The 20,683-nt window shown below is 65.0% G+C and carries 16 protein-coding genes and 1 pseudogene; 12 read left to right on the forward strand and 5 right to left on the reverse strand.

Annotated elements, in window-relative coordinates:
• Positions 1–10: 10 nt before the first annotated feature.
• Entirely contained in the window at positions 11–1,285 is a 1,275-nt protein-coding gene (locus tag GCN78_RS03255) for an amidohydrolase family protein (RefSeq protein WP_152250400.1), read from the reverse strand.
• Between the two features lie 391 nt (positions 1,286–1,676).
• Here GCN78_RS03255 and GCN78_RS29960 point away from each other — a divergent pair, with 391 nt between their 5' ends.
• The 4 genes from GCN78_RS29960 (at position 1,677) to GCN78_RS03275 (ending at position 8,489) form a co-directional block, all read left to right on the forward strand.
• The gene (locus GCN78_RS29960; protein ID WP_152250401.1) at positions 1,677–2,534 is read left to right on the forward strand and encodes a phasin family protein; all 858 of its coding nucleotides are present in this window, start codon (positions 1,677–1,679) and stop codon (positions 2,532–2,534) included.
• 165 nt (positions 2,535–2,699) lie between these two features.
• Entirely contained in the window at positions 2,700–4,451 is a 1,752-nt protein-coding gene (locus GCN78_RS03265) for an ABC transporter ATP-binding protein (RefSeq protein ID WP_152250402.1), read from the forward strand.
• On the forward strand, positions 4,441–6,249 hold the full coding sequence (locus tag GCN78_RS03270) for an ABC transporter ATP-binding protein (RefSeq protein ID WP_152250403.1): 1,809 nt from the start codon (positions 4,441–4,443) through the stop codon (positions 6,247–6,249). Before GCN78_RS03265 ends, GCN78_RS03270 begins: the two co-directional genes overlap by 11 nt.
• A gap of 167 nt (positions 6,250–6,416) precedes the next feature.
• Positions 6,417–8,489 (forward strand): sensor domain-containing diguanylate cyclase, encoded by a 2,073-nt coding sequence (locus GCN78_RS03275; RefSeq protein WP_319633125.1) that lies wholly within the window; start codon positions 6,417–6,419, stop codon positions 8,487–8,489.
• 34 nt (positions 8,490–8,523) lie between these two features.
• On the opposite strand, the gene GCN78_RS03280 is transcribed toward GCN78_RS03275, so the two are convergent.
• Together GCN78_RS03280 and GCN78_RS03285 are read right to left on the reverse strand one after the other, a co-directional pair.
• A complete protein-coding gene (locus GCN78_RS03280) occupies positions 8,524–8,853 on the reverse strand; it encodes a hypothetical protein (protein WP_035821678.1) in 330 nt (109 codons plus the stop codon).
• A gap of 185 nt (positions 8,854–9,038) precedes the next feature.
• The gene (locus tag GCN78_RS03285; protein WP_152250404.1) at positions 9,039–9,974 is read right to left on the reverse strand and encodes a hypothetical protein; all 936 of its coding nucleotides are present in this window, start codon (positions 9,972–9,974) and stop codon (positions 9,039–9,041) included.
• A 168-nt stretch (positions 9,975–10,142) separates the two neighbouring features.
• Here GCN78_RS03285 and GCN78_RS03290 point away from each other — a divergent pair, with 168 nt between their 5' ends.
• Entirely contained in the window at positions 10,143–11,018 is an 876-nt protein-coding gene (locus tag GCN78_RS03290; protein ID WP_152250405.1) for a hypothetical protein, read from the forward strand.
• Positions 11,015–12,517 carry a hypothetical protein gene (locus GCN78_RS03295; protein ID WP_152250406.1) on the forward strand — a complete coding sequence of 501 codons (1,503 nt, stop codon included), beginning with the start codon at positions 11,015–11,017 and terminating at the stop codon, positions 12,515–12,517. The genes GCN78_RS03290 and GCN78_RS03295 overlap by 4 nt, the downstream gene beginning before the upstream one ends.
• A gap of 55 nt (positions 12,518–12,572) precedes the next feature.
• Here GCN78_RS03295 and GCN78_RS03300 read toward each other — a convergent pair whose 3' ends face one another.
• A complete protein-coding gene (locus GCN78_RS03300) occupies positions 12,573–12,992 on the reverse strand; it encodes a hypothetical protein (RefSeq protein WP_152250577.1) in 420 nt (139 codons plus the stop codon).
• 312 nt (positions 12,993–13,304) lie between these two features.
• Here GCN78_RS03300 and GCN78_RS03305 point away from each other — a divergent pair, with 312 nt between their 5' ends.
• Positions 13,305–14,375, forward strand: coding sequence for a M29 family metallopeptidase (locus tag GCN78_RS03305; protein WP_152250407.1), 1,071 nt, complete (start codon positions 13,305–13,307; stop codon positions 14,373–14,375).
• On the opposite strand, the gene GCN78_RS03310 is transcribed toward GCN78_RS03305, so the two are convergent.
• Positions 14,368–15,327, reverse strand: coding sequence for a LysR family transcriptional regulator (locus GCN78_RS03310; RefSeq protein ID WP_226939436.1), 960 nt, complete (start codon positions 15,325–15,327; stop codon positions 14,368–14,370). The genes GCN78_RS03305 and GCN78_RS03310 overlap by 8 nt on opposite strands.
• A gap of 109 nt (positions 15,328–15,436) precedes the next feature.
• Here GCN78_RS03310 and GCN78_RS03315 point away from each other — a divergent pair, with 109 nt between their 5' ends.
• The 5 genes and pseudogenes from GCN78_RS03315 to GCN78_RS03335 all read left to right on the forward strand — a co-directional run bounded on the left by GCN78_RS03315 (position 15,437) and on the right by GCN78_RS03335 (position 20,653).
• Complete coding sequence (locus GCN78_RS03315; RefSeq protein ID WP_152250408.1) at positions 15,437–16,276, forward strand: phytanoyl-CoA dioxygenase family protein; 840 nt, start codon at positions 15,437–15,439, stop codon at positions 16,274–16,276.
• A complete protein-coding gene (locus GCN78_RS03320) occupies positions 16,276–17,094 on the forward strand; it encodes a sugar phosphate isomerase/epimerase family protein (protein ID WP_152250409.1) in 819 nt (272 codons plus the stop codon). Before GCN78_RS03315 ends, GCN78_RS03320 begins: the two co-directional genes overlap by 1 nt.
• Positions 17,095–17,173: 79 nt before the next feature.
• Positions 17,174–17,635 carry a MarR family winged helix-turn-helix transcriptional regulator gene (locus GCN78_RS03325; protein WP_152250410.1) on the forward strand — a complete coding sequence of 154 codons (462 nt, stop codon included), beginning with the start codon at positions 17,174–17,176 and terminating at the stop codon, positions 17,633–17,635.
• 165 nt (positions 17,636–17,800) lie between these two features.
• Positions 17,801–20,168 (forward strand): annotated as a pseudogene (locus GCN78_RS03330) (M1 family metallopeptidase).
• The gene (locus tag GCN78_RS03335; RefSeq protein WP_152250411.1) at positions 20,165–20,653 is read left to right on the forward strand and encodes a DUF6702 family protein; all 489 of its coding nucleotides are present in this window, start codon (positions 20,165–20,167) and stop codon (positions 20,651–20,653) included. Before GCN78_RS03330 ends, GCN78_RS03335 begins: the two are co-directional and overlap by 4 nt.
• Positions 20,654–20,683: the final 30 nt, after the last annotated feature.

Consider the following 20,683-nt stretch of genomic DNA (forward strand, 5'->3'; position numbering starts at 1 on the left):
GCTGATTGTATCAGCGCCCCAGGCGAAAATTGACCGTCTCCGGCCGGCCCGCCAGGTGCAGACGCGCACTGGCGCGCGGCGACTCGCTGACGACTTGCCCGCGCCGCAGCACCAGGCGCCGCGCCGCGCGCAGACGCAGCGCCTCCACCGTGGAGCCGCAATCGAGGATCAGCAAGTCCGCATGGCAGCCGGGCGCGATGCCGTAGCCGTCCAGGCCCAGGATGCGCGCCGGCGTCTCGGTGACGGCCAGGAAGCAGTCGTGCATCGCCTGCTGGCCCGTCATCTGCGCCACGTGCAAGCCCATGTGCGCCACTTCCAGCATGTCTCCCGAGCCGAGGCTGTACCACGGGTCCATCACGCAGTCGTGGCCAAAGGCGACGGGGATGCCGGCGGCCAGCATCTCGGGCACGCGCGTCATGCCGCGCCGCTTCGGATACGTATCGTGGCGCGCCTGCAGGGTGATGTTGATGAGGGGGTTGGCAATGGCCGCCACGCCAGCCTCGCGGATCAGGGGCAGCAGCTTGCTCACGTAATAATTGTCCATCGAATGCATGGACGTCAGGTGCGAGCCCGTCACCCTGCCCTGCATGCCGAGGCGCTGGCTGTGGAAGGCCAGGGTTTCGATATGGCGCGACAGCGGGTCGTCCGATTCGTCGCAATGCATGTCGACCATCAGGCCCTGTTCGCAGGCGAATTCGCACAGCAGCCGCACGGATTCCGCGCCGTCCGCCATGGTGCGCTCGAAATGCGGGATGCCGCCCACCACGTCGACGCCCATGGCGATGGCGCGCTTCAGATTGTCGAAGGCGCCGGGACTGCGCAGGATGCCGTCCTGCGGAAACGCCACCAGCTGCAGATCGAGATACGGCGCCACCTGGCGCTTGACGTCGAGCAGCGCTTCGACGGCCAGCAGGCGCGGGTCGCAGATGTCCACGTGCGAGCGGATGGCCAGCAAGCCGCGCGCCACGGCCCAGTCGCAATACTGCAGGGCGCGTGCCACCAGGGCGTCCTGCGTCAATTGCGGCTTCAGTTCGCCCCACAGGGCGATGCCTTCGAGCAAGGTGCCGGAGGCGTTCACGCGCGGCAAGCCATAGCTGAGCGTGGCATCCATGTGGAAGTGGGCGTCGACGAACGGCGGCGTGACGAGGTCGCCGGCGGCGTCGATCTCCTGCGCGCCCGTCACGGGCAAGGCGGGACCGACGGCGGCGATGCGGCCGCCCTCGATGGCGATATCGATGGCGCGGCGCCCGTCGGGCAGGCTGGCATTGCGGATGACAAGGTCCATGCGGACACTCCTTCGGTTGACTACGGTATCTGGCGCTTCCAGTGCATTGTCATCTACTTTTTTCAAGGATGCTGCAGTGCACGAATATGGTCACTGGCAAAAGCGTAGCCATAGATTTCATGACAACGCTTTGCGCGAGCGCAAACTTCCCGCAAATGCTGCCAGGCCCATGAATGCGGCAAGTGCGCACCAGACACGCGGCGCACGCCCTTGAGAAAATAGCTTTCAACTAACTCGAATCACCGCTAGAATATTCATATTGCGTTGCATCATAAAAAGTCCATGATGAGCTGTTCAGCACGCTACCCACTTTACAAAACGCGGCCAACTCTGGTTTTCGGGATTTTGCAGAGCGTTTTGCCAGCATTTTAATCCGTACAAAGGAGTAAATATGTTTCCGCTTCCTGAACAATTTTCCAGCGCCGCCAAGTCGCAACTGGAAAACCAGCTGCAAATCTTCAGTACCCTCACCAGCAAAGTCTTCGAAAGCGCCGAGAAAATCATCGCCCTGAACCTGAACGCCGGCAAGGCCGCCCTGTCGCACACGGCGGAAACGGCGCAGCACCTGCTGGTCACGCAGGACCCGCGCGACTTCTTCAGCTACAGCACCAGCCAGGCACAGCCGAATATCGAAAGCGTGCTGGCCTACAGCCGCCAGCTGTTCGGCATCGCTTCGAGCACCCAGGCGGAATTGCTGGCCTCGGCCAAGGCGCGCCTCGATGCGGCAGCGCCAGTCGCCTCCACCGCCCCGGCTCCTGCCGCAGCCAAGCCTGCGCTGGCCGTCGCCGCACCTGTCGCTGCCCCTGTCGCTGCGCCAGCGCCGGCAGCGGCACCTGCACCCGTCGTCGCCAAGCCGGCCGAAGTGGCCAAGCCTGCCGCCAAGGCGGCACCCGCCCCCGTTGCCGCAGCCAAACCGGCGGCAGCGCCGGCCAAGGTTGCCGAGAAGGTCGCCGACAAGCCCGCCGTGAAAGCGGCCGACACCAAACCGGCAGCGAAGTTGGAAGCCAAGCCGGAAGCCAAGCCTGAAACGGCCAAGCCCGCACCGGCACCGGCCACACCGGCCGCGAAACCATTTCCTTCGAGCAAGCCGGCCGCCAAGCCGGCCAGCGCCGTCGGCAAGACCGTGGCCAAGGCCGCCGTGAAGCACACCCCTGCGCCAACCGCCAAGCCGGCAGCCAAGGCAGCCCCCAAAGGCGCGCCATCGAAACAGCTCGACATGCTGGGCGGCAAAGGCAGCGGTCGCAAGTAAGCGTCGCGCGCCGCACTGACGCAGCAAAACAACGGGCTACGGCCCGTTTTTTGCGTGCCCGTCCACAGCGCGCTTTTCCGCCTTGTTGTATCCTACGCGTACTTTCCGTCCGCGTGCCCGTCCTTCCGCCCCGCGACACCCCATTATTCAAAACAAAAGGTAACCATGAGTTTATCGAGGCTCATCGCCGGCTTCGTGCGTCAGCATTGGCCGGCGTATGCCGCCGCCGCCGTCATGCTGACAGGCGTGGCAACATTGACCGTCTGGATCCCGCGCCGCGTGGGCGCCATCATCGACGCGCTGGCCGCGCACCGCATGACGGCTGCCGAACTGTGGCTTGAGCTGCTGACCCTGCTCGCCGTCGGCGTCGTCATCTACTTCCTGCGCGTGGGCTGGCGCATCACCCTGTTCAAGGCCGCCTATCAGCTGGGCGTGATGCTGCGCACGCGCTTCTACACGCGCATGTCGCAGCAGGGCGCCTCGTTCTACCAGAACCAGCGCACGGGTGACCTGATGGCGCTGGCGACCAACGACATCGACGCCATCGAAATGGCCGCCGGCGAAGCCATGCTGGCCGGCTTCGACGGCACCTTGACCCTGCTGATGGTGCTCGGCATCATGCTGCTGGGCGTGGACTGGCGCCTGGCCTGCATCGCCTTGCTGCCCTTCCCGCTGATGGGACTGGCCTTCTGGCGCATTTCCAGCCATATCCACACGGCGTCGACGGATTCGCTCAAGCGCTTTTCCGCGCTGAACGACCATGTGCAGGAATCGCTGTCGGGCGTGCGCACCTTGCGCGCGCTGGGCCTGGAAGAGCGCAGCAGCAAGCAGTTCTCCACCCTGGCCGGCCACGCGGCCAACGCCAGCCTGACGGCGCAGCGCTGGGAAGCGGCGTATGAACCGGCCGTCGGCCTGACCTTGACGGCCGCCACGGCGCTGACCCTGGGCCTGGGCGGCTACCTCGTGTGGCAAGACCAGCTGACCATCGGCGCGCTGACGAGCTTTTCCATGTACCTGGGCCAGCTGATCTGGCCCATGTTCGCCGCCGGCTGGGTACTTTCCCTGATCGAACGGGGCCGCGCCGCCTGGCAGCGGCTGCAGCCGATGCTCGATGCGCCGCTGGCCATCGACGACCATGGCAGCATTGCCACGCTCGCGCCCGGCCCCCTGCAATTGCAGGACGTCGGCTTTGCGTATGCGGGCCAGACGGCGCCCGCGCTGTCCGGCATCTCGCTGCGCCTGCTGCCGGGCCAGACCCTGGGTCTGGTGGGTCCCACGGGCAGCGGCAAGTCGACCCTGCTGCGCGTGCTGCTGCGCCAGGTCACGCCGCAGACCGGCACGGCCACGTGGAATGGCCAGCCGCTGGACGCTTACACCTTACACGCGCTGCGCGCGGCCATCAGCTGGGTGCCGCAGGAGTCGTTCCTGTTCTCCGCCACCATCGCCGACAATATCGCCCTGGCCCGCCCCGGCGCCACGCGCGAGGAAGTGGAACGGGCGGCGCAGCTGGCCGACATCCATGCCGACATTTTGCAGTTCCCCGATGGCTATGCCACCCACGTGGGCGAAAAGGGCATCACCCTGTCCGGCGGCCAGCGCCAGCGCGTGGCGATCGCCCGGGCGCTCCTGGCCGACAACGGCTTGCTGCTGCTCGACGATGCCCTGTCCGCCGTCGACACGGGCACGGAAACGCGCATCCTGCAGCACCTGGAAGAATTGCGCCGCAAGCGCCCCGAGCGCAGCGCCATCATCGCCAGCCACCGCCTGAGCGCCGTCGTCAACGCGGACCTGATCCTGGTGCTGCGCGACGGCCACGTCACGGAAACGGGCAACCACGACGCGCTGATGCAGCGCGACGGCTGGTATGCCAGCCAGTGGCGCTATCAACAACTGGAGGCCAGCCTCGATGCCATCTAAGACCGACCACGCCACCACCGCCACGCCATCCGTGCGCCGCCAGGCCGCGCAAGCCATCGGCCTGCTGCGCCGCGCCGCCGCGCCCGACCTGCGCCATTTGTACTGGGCCACGTTCTGGCTGATCCTCGCCGCCGCCCTCGAAGTGACGGGGCCTATCCTGGGCAAGGCCCTGATCGACCAGCACCTGCTGCCGCGCCACCTGGACTGGACGCGCATGGCACTGCTGCTGGGCGGTTGCCTGCTGACGGGCTGGGTCGCTTCCGGCCTGCGCTACCTGCAGCTGGTGCGCCTGTCTGGCCTGGCCATGCGTTCGGTGCAGCGCCTGCGCGAAACCGTGTATCAGCACGTGCTGCGCCTGCCCATGTCCTTCTTTGACCGCGCCATCACGGGGCAACTGGTCAGCCGCGTCACCAACGACACGGAAGCGGTGAAATCGCTGTACGTGCAGGTGCTGTTCGTCATCCTCGACAGCTCCATCGTACTGGTCGGCACCATGGCCGCCATGGCCTTCCTCGACTGGCGTTTGATGCTGATCGTGCTGGCCCTGCTGCCGGCCGTGCTGGCGATCGTCTTCCTGTACCAGCGCTGGAGCGCGCCGGCCGTCACGCGCGCGCGCGCCCTGCGCAGCGAGATCAACGGCCAGATCGCCGAATCGATCGGCGGCATGAGCGTGCTGCAGGCGAACAATGCGGAAAAGCGCTTCGGCGCCCGCTTCACGGGCATCAACCAGGACCACTACACGGCGCGCATGCAGGAATTGCGCGCCAACGCCTGGCTGCTGCGCCCCGCGCTCGACATGCTCAACATCGTGCTGCTGGCCGTCGTCATCTTCAGCTTCGGCCGGCGCGAGATGGGCGCCGTCGAAGTGGGCGTACTGTATGCGTTCATCAGCTACATCGCGCGCGTGATCGAACCGCTGATCCAGATCACCATGCAGTTCAGCCAGCTGCAGCAGTCGGTGGTGGCCACGGCGCGCGTCTCGGCCCTGCTGGACGAAGCGCAGGCGCTTGAACACGCGCAGGGCAGGCAAACGCCGGCCCTGCGGCAGGCAAAATCGAACAGCGACGTGCCCGCCGTGGACATCGCCCGCCTGACGTTCGCGTATGTGGAAAACCAGCCCGTGCTGCACGACCTGTCGCTGACGATTCCCCAAGGCGCCTTCTTTGGCATCGTCGGCCACACGGGCAGCGGCAAGTCGACCTTGCTGTCCTTGCTGCTGCGCTTCTACCCCGTCACGCAGGGCAGCATCGCCATCAATGGCGTCGCCCTCGACAGCATCGACAACGAGCACTTCCGCGCCGACGTGGGGCTGGTGCCGCAAGACCCCTTCCTGCTGGCCGCCTCGGCGCGCGAAAACATCGACATGGGCCGCGGCTACACGCAGCAGCAGATCGAGACGGCCGCGCGCGCCGCGCATGCGCACGACTTCATCGCCGCGCTGGAACACGGCTACGACACGCCGTTGGGCGAAGGCGGCTCGCGCCTGTCGTCGGGGCAGAAGCAGCTGATCGCGATTGCCCGCGCGCTGGCCGGCCAGCCGCGCATTTTGCTGCTGGACGAAGCGACGTCGCGCATCGATAGCCAGACGGAGCAGATCGTGCAGCTGGCCCTCAACGAATTGCGCGGCAAGGTGACCATCATCGCCATCGCGCACCGCCTGTCGACCATCCGCGAGGCCGACCGGATCATCGTGCTCAACCATGGCCGCATCACGGAAGCGGGGCCGCACGAGGAATTGATGCAGATCGAGGGCGGCCTGTACCAGCGCCTGTACCTGCTGCAGCAATTGGCGCAGTAAGAGGCGTTGTCCATGCCTGCCGTGTGCACTTTCGCACATTTCTGTGCACCGCATGATATTTCTTGATTGCAACAGAATATAATCTGTGACAGACAGGTGGTCATTGCGGGAGCGGGACGTTGGCAGGCAGACAGAAACGGGCATCATGGCGAAGCGCGCAGTGGCTGGTGGTATTGGCCTGCTGGCTGCCGCCTGCCGCGCACGCCCAAGTCGGCAACCTTGAGCAGTATCTTGCCGCCGTGCGCGACGATGGCCGCTTCGTGCCCGCGCGCGCCCTGCAGCGCCTGCAAGAGGTGGAAACGCAGGCGCGCAGCGCCCCCTTGCCCGTGCACGCGGAATTCCTTACCCAACTGAGCAACGCCCGCATGCGCCTGGGGCAGAACGACCTCGCCATGCAGCTGGCCGAGGAGCTGATCGCCTACGCGCGCCGGAACAAGAGCGACGTGGCGCTGGCGAAAGGCATACTCAACAAGGCCTACATCACGTTTGCCCGGAACGAACGCCGCGCCTCGCACCTGCTGGCCTTTGAGGCGGAACGCATCGCCAACCGCACGGACGACTTGCCCGTGCGCGTGCAGGCGACCATCAGCGCGGGCCAGTCGTGGGCAGAGGAAGGCAATTTCCCGTTTGCGCTGGCCAAGCTGCAGGCGGCCGTCGACCTGGCGCGCCAGAGCAAGTCCCCGTCCAGCCTGGCCGCCGCCCTGAATGCCCTCACCCTGCTGTACACGCAGATGCGCGAATACGACAAGGGTTTCGAAGTGCTCGACGAATTGCTGGCCGTGTCGAGCACCCTGGCCTCGCCAGGCCGCATGGCGCAGGCGAAGAATACGGAATACGGACTGGCGCTCGACGCGCAGCAGCCGCAGCGGGGCCAGCGCGCCCTGCTGGCGGCGCTGGCGCTGGAACGCCAGCTCGGTGCGCGCGGCATGGTGGCCGTCACCCTCGTCAACCTGTCGGACAGCTACCTGAAGGAAGGCGATTACGCGCGCACCCTGCGCTTTGCGAATGAAGCCATCACGGCGGCGCGCCTGGTCAATGATGAACAGGTGGAGGCGACGGCCCGCCTGAACATCGGCCAGGCGCTGCTCGGCCAGGGACGCTTGCAGGAGGGCAAACAAAGCGTGGCCACGGGCCTGGCATACTATGAACGCACGGCCAACCAGCCGGAAATGCAGGCCGTACTGCTGGAATACGGCATGGCGCTGGAAAAGGCGGGCGACCTGCGCGGCGCCGTCACGGCGTACCACCGCGAGCGCGGCATTTCCAACCAGCTGTTCGAAAAGCAGCGGCAAAAGGCCGTGTATGAATTACAAGAAAAGTATGAAGCGGAAAAGAAACAGCGCCAGATCGAGCTGCTGAGCCGCGAGAACCAGCTCAAGAGCACGGAAATCGACAACCGCCGCCTGCAGCAACGCGTATGGTGGCTGCTGGCGCTGGTGCTGGCCATGGCGTCCGCCATCGTCGGCTTGCTGTACCGCAAGGTGCGCCATGCGAACGTGCAGCTGAAGGTGAAGAACCAGGAGCTCAAGCGCCAGAGCTCGCGCGATCCGCTGACGGCCCTGTACAACCGCCGCCATTTCCAGGAATTCATGCGCAGCCATGCGGGCAAGCCGCAGCCGGCCTACGGCGGCGATGTCGTGGGCGCGCTGTTCCTGCTCGACGTCGACCATTTCAAGCACATCAACGACGCTTACGGCCATGCGGCGGGCGACCTGGTGCTGACGACGATCGCCGAAACCTTGCACGACGTGTTGCGCGAAACGGACATGATCGTGCGCTGGGGCGGCGAGGAATTCCTCGCCTTCCTGCCGGCCGTCGCGCGCGACGGACTCGACGATATCGCGCGGCGCATCCTCAACGGCATGGCGGCGCAAAGCATCCATTACCAGGGGCAGGCCATCCAAGTGCACGTGTCCGTGGGCTTCGCGCCCTATCCGCTGGCGCCGCTGGGACGGCCCCTCACGTGGGAACGCAGCGTCAACCTGATCGACATGGCCCTGTACCTGGCCAAGGCGCACGGGCGCAACCGAGCGTATGGCTTGCGCGGTTTTCGGCAGGTGGAAAAAACGACCCTGGAAGCGGTGGAGCAAGACCTGGAACGCGCGTGGCGCGACGGCTTTGTCGATTTGAGCGTGGTGCTGGGGGGAACGGACGGGATGGATGGTGCAAGTACGGGGACAGCGGCGCATGGCAGGCCAGCCGGCGCCAGCGATGGCGTCGCCGCAGCCGCCATCACGTGACGGCAGCTGCGGGCTGGCGCGGGTATTGCGAGTATTACTTGTGCGCGGCGTCCTGCATCTTTTCGCCGGCTTTTTCCACTTTCTTGCCGACGGCATCGGCCGCTTCGCTCATTTTCTTGTCGGCGTCAGCGGCGACCTGATCCATCTTGGCGCCCGTATCGGCAGCGGCCTGGCTCACGGCGGCGTCGGCCTTGGTAGCGGCGGCCTTGATGTCGGCTTCAGCCTTGGCAGCGGCCGCATCGATCTTCTGGCCCGCTTGTTCCGCAGGACCTGCGGCGACATCGTCCTTCTTCTGGCAGGCAGCCAGTGCCACAACCATCATCCCGGCGGCGCACACGGTCATCCAATTTTTGCTTACTTTCATGATATTCCCTTTCATTGTTATCAAAAGACACAGATCAGTTCGCAATATACACCTGCCTAAAATTTTCTAGTGTGCGCTAACGCACATAAAAACAGGCTTTTGTGGCGTAGTTGCAAGCAATGGTATCTTGATATTTTCAAGGCGCCTTGCCCGACGCGCAGGCAGGACATCTCCATTGTCGTGCCCTACTGGCCCGCGGCCGGGGCAGGCACAGCGTCCAGCAGCGAACGCTCGAGCAGTTGCGACAGCGATGCGCGCAGCGCCTGCGTGCGCGCCGCCAGTTCCGGCCGCTTGTAGCGCTCGGCGGCGATCAGGCTGCTTTCCAGGCAGCCCCGGTCCGACCTTGCCAGGCAGGCGTCGGCCAGGTCCAGCTGGGCGCTCGCTTGCGCCACTTTCACTTTGGCGTCGAGTTCCAGAGTGTCGGGATCCTCGCCCCAGCGTTTCACGTAGGCGGTCAGGCGCGTGGCGGCCAGCTCCGGCTTGCCCGCATCGAGCGCCTGGCTGACGCTGTCCTGCAGCGCCGTCCACGCCTGCGCCCGTTGCTGTTGCCTGTCGCACGCGGCGGCGGACTTGCTGATGTTTGCCTGCAGGCGCTTGATCTGCGCGGCGGGCGCCTTGGCGCTTTTCAGCACGGCCAGCGCGCTGCGCGCCCCGTCCAGCTCGCACTGCGCCGCCAGCGCCGTGGCGGCCTCGACCTGTTCCGCCACGCTGGCCGGCTTGTCGGCCGGCTTGTTGAAGAACCAGATACCGGTCAGCACCACCACCGCCGCGATCCACGTACGCAAGCGCACGGGCGGACGCGGGGGCGGCACCGAGCCCTTGCTGGCCGGTTTCGCGGGCGGCGCCTTGACCGGCGCGGGGGCCGCTGGCGGGACGGGCTCGGGAGCGGGAGCGGGCTGACGCGGCGGCGCGGGTTGCGGTGCAGGTTGCGGTGCAGGAATGGGCGCAGCGACGGGCACCGGCGGCGGCATGCGCGGCAGCGGGGGCGGCGCTGGCAGTTTCTCCAGAACAGGCGCTTGCGCCACCTGGCGCGCACCGCAAAACGGGCAATGCGCCACGCGCAGCGGCAAGATCCGGCCGCAAGCGGCGTTGATGCAAACGTCATTCACTGTTTCAAGCACATTCCAACCTTTTCCTGGAGTCATTCCACTGCATTCTGCCGCAATATTACCCTACGCAAGCAACGCAAGGACGCACCCGTCCCGTGTTCCATGGCCTTGATACCGATCAAAAAGCCTCCGTCGCCGCAGCCTAAGCTACAAGCACCAGCCAAGGACAAGGAGAACGCCATGCCAGCCCACCTGATCATCGAAGACGGCCAGCCCTGGTGGTGGGACAGCGCCGACATCTGGGTGGTGCCGGGCAATGATCCGATGGGGCCGCCCGGCGCGCCCATCGCCGGCACCAGCAACTATCTGTGGGGCCGCGTGCACAACACGGGCAACAGCGCCTCGAACGGCGTGCGCGTGGATTTTTACTGGGGCGACCCTTCCGGCCAGATCGCCGTCGGCGCCGCCACGCAGATCGGCTCCGCGTTTGCCGACTTGCCGCCCGGTGCCACGCAGGAAGTGCTGTGCCTGGTGCCCTGGGTCCCCGTCATCGTCAATGGCGGCCACGAATGCCTGCTGGCCGTGGCCCATGGCCCGGGCGACATCAACCCGCTGCCCGATCCACTGCCCAACGGCTTTCCCTTCCAGCCCAGGCAGCACGAACAGATTGCCCAGCGCAACGTCACCGTGGTGCTGGCGGCGCGGCGCGCTCAATTGCTGACCATCGCGGTGGCGGCCCTGCCGCGCACCGACAGAAAAGTGGCATTGCATATCGAACCGGGCGGCGAGCTGCCGGAGCGCCTGCTGGCCACCCTGGGGCTCGAGCGATGGCAGCCGGCCAGGGACGCGCGCCTGATAGCCGGTCTGGCGCGCACGCCCCATTGCCATGGGGATGCGCCCGGCGAGCAAGAACTGACGCTGGAAGTGCCGCGCGGCCAGGCGCAGGCCGTGTACCTGAGCCTGCGCGCCGAAGCCTTGCCGCCACGCCAGTATGCGCTGCTGCGCGTGCTGGAGAGCCATGAGGGCAAGATACTGGGCGGCGTCACCTATATCGTCACCGCCCTGGAGAAAGAGCAAGCGCAAGAACAGCAAGGCCCCGAGGAGCAAGCATCATGAGCGATACCCCCCTGCAGGTGCTGACGCGGCCGTTCGCGATCGAGCCCGTCACCAACATCATGCTGCCCGATGGCATCTTCGACAATGCCATCTATGGCTTGCGCATCGCCGCCCACGTGACGAATACGTCGAGCAGCGCGCTGAACAATGTCAGCGTGTATCTGGAAAGCGTGGGCGACCCCGGCATCGCGCCCGTGGCACGCACCTTCTTCTTTGCCAGCATTCCCGCCGGCGCAGCCATGCTGGTCATGTGGGATGCCGATTTCCAGCACGCCACGCCCGGCAAGCGCCTCGTCAGCTTCGTCGCCAAGGCGGACGGCTACACGCCGCACCGCTCGATCCAGCAAATCTTCGTCTCGCAAACGCGCTTCGACAGCGCCACCAGCACCTATACGTGCACGGTCGAGGAAGGCACCCTGGAACTGTCCAAGCCGCAGGGCCACCTGCCGGGCAAGCGCTGGGGCGCCACGGGCGGCGACAACAAAGACTGCCGCTGCCCGCCCGGCCTCGGGCCCATCGTGCCGACCGGCATGACCCTCGTCTGGACGCCAAACCCCGCCTACGCGGGCACGCATGGGGATCTGCCGTTTTCCGACCCATGGTGGAAAGTTCTCGCCATCATCATCGCCATCATCGCAGCGCTGGTGGCCATCATTTCTGCCGCGCTCGGTTCCGGCAAGGCCAGCTTCAGCGTGGGCGGCAGCTTCGAGGAAACGGAGCCCAGCGTGCATTGCTGTTCGCTCGAAGGGGCCGGCTCGGGGCAGCCCGAATTCACGGTGGCGGGCGTGGCCTCGGCCATCGCCTCGGGCGCCATCGCCGTCGCCTGCTCCGATATCGCAGACCCGTTCTGGCGTGGCCAGGAAGCAACAGCACCGACCGCCGGCGAACTGACGCTGGCCGAGCGCGTGGTGGCGAAATGGGTGTTGTCGGAAGCGCCGAACGCGGGCCTGCCCTACACGGCCGACATCAGCTGGCAATATGACCGCTTCACCACCGGCGCCACCTACCAGCATGCGGTCACCGAAACGCAAGTCAACATCCATGTGGCGGGCCCCGTGGAAACGGACACCCCCGCCGTCGTGCAAGCCTATGAACCGTTGTGGCTGCGCGCCAGCTTCAAGCGCGACAATGGCAATGTCTTCCGCGGCACGGAGCTGTACGCCTTTGTGCTGTTCCAGGCGCCGCAGGGCCTGTACTTCGTGGAATCGCTGACCGACGACGGCCTGGGCTTCGACCCGGGCGCCAACGACGGCGTGTACGCGGGCAGCCTGGACTTGAAGCGGGCTTACCGCACCCTGCTGCGATATGATCAAACGGTCTACGGCACCTGGCGGGTCTTCGTCTTCGCCCAGGACGTCAACCTGACCAAGCCCGGCACGCCGCCCGACATCGCCGCCCAGCACATCGGCGGCATGTTCATCGCCAGCGCCATCGAAATCACCTTCGACGACACCCTGCCCTGCCCGCTCAAGGCGCAGGCGAATATCGTCGTGGTGTAATGGGAGAAAGCGAAACGATTGATAAAACGCCCTGGGCGTCTTTTATCAGCCGCTCTTAAACTTTAACGCTTTCTGGTTTCGCAATCACCGTGCGCGGAATGATATCCGTTGCCGGGCAAGACTCCATTGCCTCCGAATACGCGAGCCAGCGTTGCAGGCTTTCCATGCGGCGGATGGTGATGCCCTTGCCATTGATATAGCCGATCTGCTCGAAATTGGCGGGACTGGTGGTCAATTTCGACACGGTGGGCGCATTGTCGACCAGGCGGTCGTAGGCCTTGCGCGCCTTGTGCTCCCACTTCGCCAGCACGGGGTCGTCAAAGCGGTTGCTTTCAAAATACACGGTGATGGTGCGGTCGTGGTTGGCAAAGCCGACGATGGCCGCGCCCTTGCGTATGGTCAACAGGACATCTTCCTTGACGCCCGTGACGGGAACGAAGACGGCGGCGCGCCCATCCGTATCCGGCCGCTCCATGGGAATATCTTGTCCGATTATGCTCATCACATCACACTCTTCATCATCGCCTGTCGGCTTGTTGTCCCTGCATCACTGAAAGCGTGCCGCCGTGCGCATGCGTGCATTTGCCGCTGCGCCGGGCCGCTTCCAGGCTCGCTGCCATACCATGTGTTAAATAATACATTGCCGTAAAGCACTGCACAAGATAATCAGGGACGCGGCAGCCGCCTGTCCTGTGCCGGATGGGGGATGGTGTGCCCAACGGCAATCACCTTCAGCGGCAATCACCTTATAATGCTGCAATTACTTCACGTCCCCCACCTTAGCACCATGACGCTTCCCGAGAATGACACCAGCCGGCTCGACGCCATCAGCGCCGCCGCCACCGAAGTGGCCGCGCAAAACGTGGCCGACCTGCTGGCCATGGCCATCTGCCACCGCCCGGACGAACCGTCCCTGATCGTCTGCGACAAGCGCAGCTGGCTCAATGTCGTGCTGACGGAAGCGTATCGCCAGGCCTTGCCGGACGCCACCTTCATCGATTTCGACGAAGTGACGCCCGACGCCGTGCTGGCCGCGTTTGCCGAACTGCCCGCCGGCAGCCTCGTCGTGCTGATCCAGTCGACCAGCTTCCGCCTGGAAGCGTTCCGCATCCGCATCGAGCTATTCAAGCGGGGACTGAAGGTCATCGAGCACGTGCATTTGTCGCGCATGCCCGGCGTGCAGGGGCTGCACTACATCGCCTCGCTGGCCTACGACCCCGCCTACTATCGCGGCATCGGCCATGCGCTGAAGGCGCGCATCGACGGCGCCCGCCACGGCATGGTCGACAGCGGCGGGGAGCAGCTGGTCTTCGCTTCGCCATTCGAATCGGCCAAGCTCAACATCGGCGACTACAGCGGCATGAACAATATCGGCGGCCAGTTCCCCCTGGGCGAAGTATTTACGGAAGCGCAGGACCTGGAAGCGGTGAACGGGCGCGTGCGCATCTTCGTCTTTGGCGACACCCACTTCATGGTCAACCGCCCCGACACGCCGATCACCCTGATCATCGACAAGGGCCGCGTGACGGGCACGGAACACGCCACGCCGGAATTTACCGCCATGCTGGAGATCATCCGCGCCCACGAAGGCGAAGTGTGGGTGCGCGAACTGGGCTTCGGCATGAACCGCGCCTTTTCGCGCGAGCAGCTGGTCAACGACATCGGCACGTATGAACGCATGTGCGGCATCCACCTGTCGCTGGGCGCCAAGCATGGCGTGTATGCGAAACCGCAGTTCAAGCGCAAGGATGCGCGCTACCACGTCGACATCTTCGCCGTCACCGAAGCCGTGTATCTGGACGACGAGCGCGTGTACGCCGATGGCGCGTGGACGCTGGAACCGGCCGCTTTCAGCTAAAAAATCCGGCCGCTGCCAGCTCGCGGTCCCACGGCGGCACGGGCTGGTATTCGGCCACCAGGAAATCGATCAGCGCGCGCACCTTGGGCGACGGCTGGCGGCTGGCCGGATACAGGGCGCTCAAGTGATTCAGCGGCAGGTCCCAGTCCGACAGCACGGGCAGCAGGCTGCCATCGAGCAGGTTGCGCCAGGCGAGGAACGTGGTGCTGTAGACGATACCGAGTCCCCGCTGCGCCGCCTGGTGCAGCACCAGGCCATTGTTCGCCGTAAAACCCGCCTGCACGCGCACGCTCACCGCTTCTTGCTGGCCGCCCTCGCCGCGCTGGAAATGCCAGTTCGTGCCATCGGTCAGGTGGCTGAAGTGCAGGCACTGGTGCTGCAACAGCTCTTGCGGCGCCTGCGGCACGCCCCATTGCGCCAGGTAGGCGGGACTGGCGCACAGCACGGCGCGGCACGGCGCCAGCGGGCGCATGGCCAGCGCGCTGCTGTCCGGGATGCCGCCCACGCGGATGGTCAAGTCAAAACCGTGGCGTATCGGGTCGAGCAGCGCATCGTCGACAAACAACTCGGCGCGCACCTGCGGGTGCAGCAGGCTGAAACGGGCGACGGCGTCGGCCAGCCACGCGCTGCCGAAACTCGACGGCGCCTGGATGCGCAGCGGCCCGGCCAGCTCCGCCCCCACTCCCGCCTGCGCCACGTGCGCCACCATGCGCGCCGCTTCCTGCGCCTGGCTGACGGTGGCCATGCACGGCGCCAGATAAGCGCGGCCCGCATCCGTCAGGCTCACCTCGCGCGTGGAGCGGTGCAGCAGGCGCGCATGCAGGCGCTCTTCCAGCTGCATGATGGTCTTGCTGACCATGGCCCGCGTCAGGCCCAGGCGCTGCCCGGCCAGCGTGAAGCTGCGCAGGCGCGCCACTTCGACAAAGACTTCCATCGCTTTTAGTTGATCCATGTCAAAGATTGTCTGCGCTTTGGCGACAATCTGTCAACCGCAGGGCGATTGTTTGCCGCCCTTGCCCATCCTACAATGGCGCTTTCTATCTACTTACGGAGCCGCCGCCATGCTAACGATCGACCAACAAGAACAGTACCAGCGCGACGGCTACCTCATCCTGCCCGACTTCAAGGGTGCGGACGAGATCGCCGCCCTGCGCGCGCGCGCCGAACAGATTGTCAACGAATTCGATCCCAGCCAGAGTCAATCGATCTTCACCACGCGCGACCAGGCGAAGAACACCAACGATTATTTTCTCGCCTCCGACAACACCATCCGCTGCTTCTTCGAGGAAGAGGCGTTCGGCGCGGACGGCCAGCTGAAGCAGGCGAAATCCCTGTCGATCAACAAGATCGGCCACGCCATGCACGATCTGGACCCCGTCTTCCGCGCTTTTTCGGCCGACCCGAAGCTGGCCGCGGTGGCGCGCGACCTGGGCCTGGCGGATGCGCAGGTCTGGCAATCGATGTACATTTTCAAGCAGCCCGGCATCGGCGGCGAAGTGCGCTGGCACCAGGACGCCACGTATTTCGAGACCACGCCCATCAGCGTGACCACCTTCTGGTTCGCGCTGGAAGACGCGACCCTGGACAACGGCTGCCTGTGGGCGGAACCGGGCGGCCACCGCGGCCCGCTGCGCGAACGCTTCATCCGCAACGGCGACGCCGTGCGCGTGGAAAAACTCGATGCGACGCCGTGGCCTGACGACAGCACGGCCGTGCCGCTGGAAGTGAAGGCTGGCGCCCTCGTCTGCTTCCATGGCTTGCTGCCCCATTACAGCGCGCCGAACCGCTCGCCCGTCTCGCGCCACGCCTATACCTTGCACGCCACCGACGGCCAGACCGAATACGCGGCCCACAACTGGATCCAGCGCGACGCGTCCTTCCCCGTGCGGGGCTTCGTCTGATGCGCATCGAGGTCTTTGCCGCCCACTGGGGCAATAACGACCTGCCGCCCGAGGTCTTCATCGACAAGGTAGCGGCGGCCGGCTTCGACGGCATCGAAATGTCGCTGCCGCTGGACGCGGCCTTGCGCGAGGAGTGGACGGACCGCATCGCCAGGGCCGGACTGCAACTGATCGCCGCGCAGTGGGAAACCGTCTTCCACGGCGACTTCGAACTGCACCGCGCCGCCCTGGCGGAACTGCTGGAAAACGCCTGCCTGGCCCGCCCCGTGCTGGTCAACACGCACACGGGCAAGGATTACTACAGCCAGGCGCAGAACGCGGAATTGATCGACCTGGCCGCCGCCATCTCGGCCAGGCACGGCGTGCCCATCGTGCATGAAATCCACCGCAGCCGCTTTTCCGGCCACCCGATGCTGCTGCTGCCCTACTTGGCGCAATATCCCGAACTGCCCTTGACGGCCGACCTGTCGCACTGGTGCTGCGCCTGCGAATCGCTGCTGGAAGACCAGCCGCAGCCCCTGGCGCAAGTGCTGCCGCTGGTGCGCCACGTGCATGCGCGCGTGGGCCATGCGCAGGGGCCGCAGGTGGCCGACTTCCGCGCGCCGGAAGCCAAGCCTGCGCTCGACGCCCACCTGGCCTGGTGGGACGCCATCGTCGCCCTGCGCCGCGCGGCCGGCGCCGAGCGCATGACGTTCACGCCGGAATTCGGCCCCGCGCCGTACACGCAAACGCTGCCATACACGCAGCAGCCCGTGAGCGACGCGTGGGAACAGAACGTCGCGATGCTCAATCTGCTGCGCGCGCGCTACGCCGGATAAGCGTCCGCGTCCCGGTGCCGGATCGCCAGGTCCGGCGCCGCGCATTGCAATTAAATAGCGCACTATATATACTGTGCCCATGGATACCACCCCCGCCCCCAACCCCTTGCACCAGGTGCCGCGCCTGGACAGCCAGCTGTGCTTTGCGCTGTACTCGACCTCGCTTGCCATGAACAAGCTGTACCGCAAGCTCTTGCGTAAGCTCGGCCTGACCTATTCGCAATACCTGGTGATGATGGTGCTGTGGGAGCGCGACGGCCTGACGGTGTCGGAAGTGGGCGAGCGCCTGTTCCTCGACTCGGCCACCCTGACGCCCCTGCTCAAGCGCATGGAGCAGTCGGGCCTGTTGACGCGCACGCGCGCCGCCAGCGACGAGCGCCAGGTCATCATTTCCCTTACGGAACAAGGCGACCAGCTACGCCACGAGGCGGCCCTGTTGCCAGAAGCCATATTGACGGCCAGCCACTGCAGCGTGGAACAAGTTGTGGACATGAAACAACAACTGAACCAGTTGCGCGACAGTCTGATGAAAAGTGAGTAAACGCGCCGCTTTTCCGAGCAAAATCAGGTAAAGCATCCGCCTGACAGCGCCAGGCAAAAGTTGGCGCACAATCCGCCTTTGTTTATTACAAATCGATACATGGCTGGCCCCACCCCGCGTATAGAATAGTTGCCACTATTTCCTTACAACAACATCAGGGTGCCCATGCGCTTATCTTTCGGCTCCGTAGCCTCGTTGGCTCTGTGCTTTACCGTGTCGGCCTACGCTGCCGAACCATTCGACGACAAGTTCCGCCAGCTCGAAGAAGTGCTGCCCACCCCGAACACCTACCGCACCGCCTCCGGCGCGCCGGGCCACGCCTACTGGCAGCAGCGCGCCGACTACACCATCCGCGCCACCCTGGACGAAGCCAAACGCGAGATCGCCGGCAGCGGCACCATCACCTACCATAACCAGTCGCCCGACACCCTCGGCTACCTGTGGGTGCAACTGGACCAGAATATCTACCGGCCCGATTCCGACGCGCGCCGCATGGCCACGGCGCCTTCGCGCCAGGCGTGGGCCAGGACGACGGGCGAAGACACCATGAAGTTCGAAGGCTTGCGCGGCATCCTGGCGCGGCGACTTTCAGGGTGGCTTCCATATCCGCGCCTTGAAAAGCGCCGATGGCCAGCCCCTGAAGTACGTTATCAACTGCACCATGATGCGCATCGATTTGCCGCAGCCCTTGAAACCGGGCCAGGATTTCGTCTTCCAGATCGACTGGGATTACCGCATCAATGAACAGAAGGTACTGGGCGGGCGCGCCGGCTATGAAGTCTTCGACGACAAGAACGCCCTGTTCGAAGTGGCGCAGTGGTTCCCGCGCATGGCGGCCTACTACGACGCGGCCGGCTGGCAGCACAAGCAGTTCCTCGGCTCGGGCGAATTCACGCTGGAATTCGGCGACTACGACGTGCAGCTGACCGTTCCCGCCGACCATATCGTCGCCGCCACCGGTGCGCTGCAAAACCCGCAGGAGGTACTGTCGTCCGCACAGCGCGAACGCCTGGAAAGGGCCCGCGGCAGCGACAAGCCCGTCGTCATCGTCACGCAGAAAGAGGCGGAGGCGGCCGAAAAATCCGTCAGCCGCGCGCAAAAGACGTGGCACTTCAAGGCGGCCAACGTGCGCGACTTCGCCTGGGCCTCGAGCCGCAAGTTCATCTGGGATGCGCAGGGCTACAAGAAGGGCGGCAGCGATGTGATGGCCATGTCCTACTATCCGAAAGAGGGCAATCCGCTGTGGGAAAAATACAGCACGCAAGCCATCGTGCACACGATCGAACAGTACAACAAGTACAGCATAGCCTACCCGTACCCGACGGCCATCTCCGTCAACGGCCCCGTGGGCGGCATGGAGTATCCGATGATCTCGTTCAACGGCCCGCGCCCCGTGAAGGACAAGAAGACGGGCGAGCTGACCTACTCGAAGCGCACCAAGTATGGCCTGATCGGCGTGATCATCCACGAGGTGGGCCACAACTACTACCCGATGATCATCAACTCGGACGAGCGCCAGTGGACGTGGATGGACGAAGGCCTCAACACCTTCGTGCAATACCTGGCGCAGCAGGCGTGGGAAGAAAACTACCCGGCTTCGCGCGGCGAGCCGCGCGAGATCGTCGACTACATGCGTAGCCGCGACCAGGTGCCCATCATGACGAACTCCGAATCGCTGCTGCAGTTCGGCAACAACGCCTACGCCAAGCCCGCGGCGGGCCTGAACATCCTGCGCGAGACCATCCTCGGACGCGAGCTGTTCGACTACGCGTTCAAGGAATATGCACAGCGCTGGAAGTTCAAGCGCCCCACGCCCGCCGACTTTTTCCGCACCATGGAAGACGCTTCAGGCACGGACCTGGACTGGTTCTGGCGCGGCTGGTTTTATTCCACCGACCCGGTCGACATCAGCATCGACGGCATCAGCGAATACGGCGTGAGCTCGAAGAACCCGGAAACGGAAAAAGCCTGGAAAAAGGCGCAGAAGGACGCCCAGCCGGAATCGGTCACGAGCCGCGCCAACAAGGGCATGCCGCGCCGCGTCGACGCGCATCCGGAGCTGAAGGATTTCTACAACCAGCACGACGATTTCACGGTGACCAACAAAGACCGCAACGCCTATGCCGAAGCGCTGGCCACCCTGGAACCGTGGGAAAAAGACTTGCTGAAACAGGGCAAGCATCTGTACCTGGTCGACCTGTCGAACGTGGGCGGCATGGTGATGCCGCTGATCCTCGAGATCGAACTGAAAAGCGGCAAGAAATACGTCGAGCGCGTGCCGGCCGAAGTGTGGCGCTACGCGCCGAAGAAAATCACCAAGGTCGTCATCACGGATGAGCCGATGGTGGGCCTGGTGCAGGACCCGTACTGGGAAACGGCCGACATCGACACCAGCAACAATAGCTGGCCGAGAAAGATCACGCCATCGCGCCTGGAACTGTTCAAGAGCGAGAAGTCGCCCAAGGATAACCTGATGCGCGATTTCCAGACGCCGTTGAAAGGCAGCGGCTCGGCCAAGGGCGACGAGGCGTGAAGCGCTGGCGCCTGCTCGCTTGTGCCATGCTGGCCTGCGCCAGCATGGCGGCGGGTGCCCACAATTTTCACATGGGCATCGCCGACATCAGCTATAACCCGGCCAGCGGCAACACGGAAGTGGTGCACACCTACACGGGCCACGACGTCGAGGCGCTGCTGACGAATCTGTACCAGCGCCAGTTCGACCTGGGCCAGGAAGACAGCGAAGCGGCGCTGCGCCGCTATGTCGAAAAACAGTTTTATCTGGTGGGACCGGACGGCAAGCGATTGCGCCTGAACTGGGTCGGCATGAAGGTCAATGCCGACAACGTGGTCATCTTCCAGGAGCTCGAAGGCACGCGCCTGGCCCCCGCCACGCGCATCCATAACCAGTTGCTGATCGACTTCCTGCCCAGCCAGCGCAACACCCTCAACGTGCAGGACAGCGGCGCCATCCAGACGCTGATGTTCGACCGCCAGAACACGGAACTGCCGATCCGCTGAACACCGGCAGACCGCCGCCCCCCCCCCATA

Source organism: Janthinobacterium rivuli (genome assembly GCF_009208735.1).
In the GTDB taxonomy this organism is placed as follows: domain Bacteria; phylum Pseudomonadota; class Gammaproteobacteria; order Burkholderiales; family Burkholderiaceae_D; genus Janthinobacterium.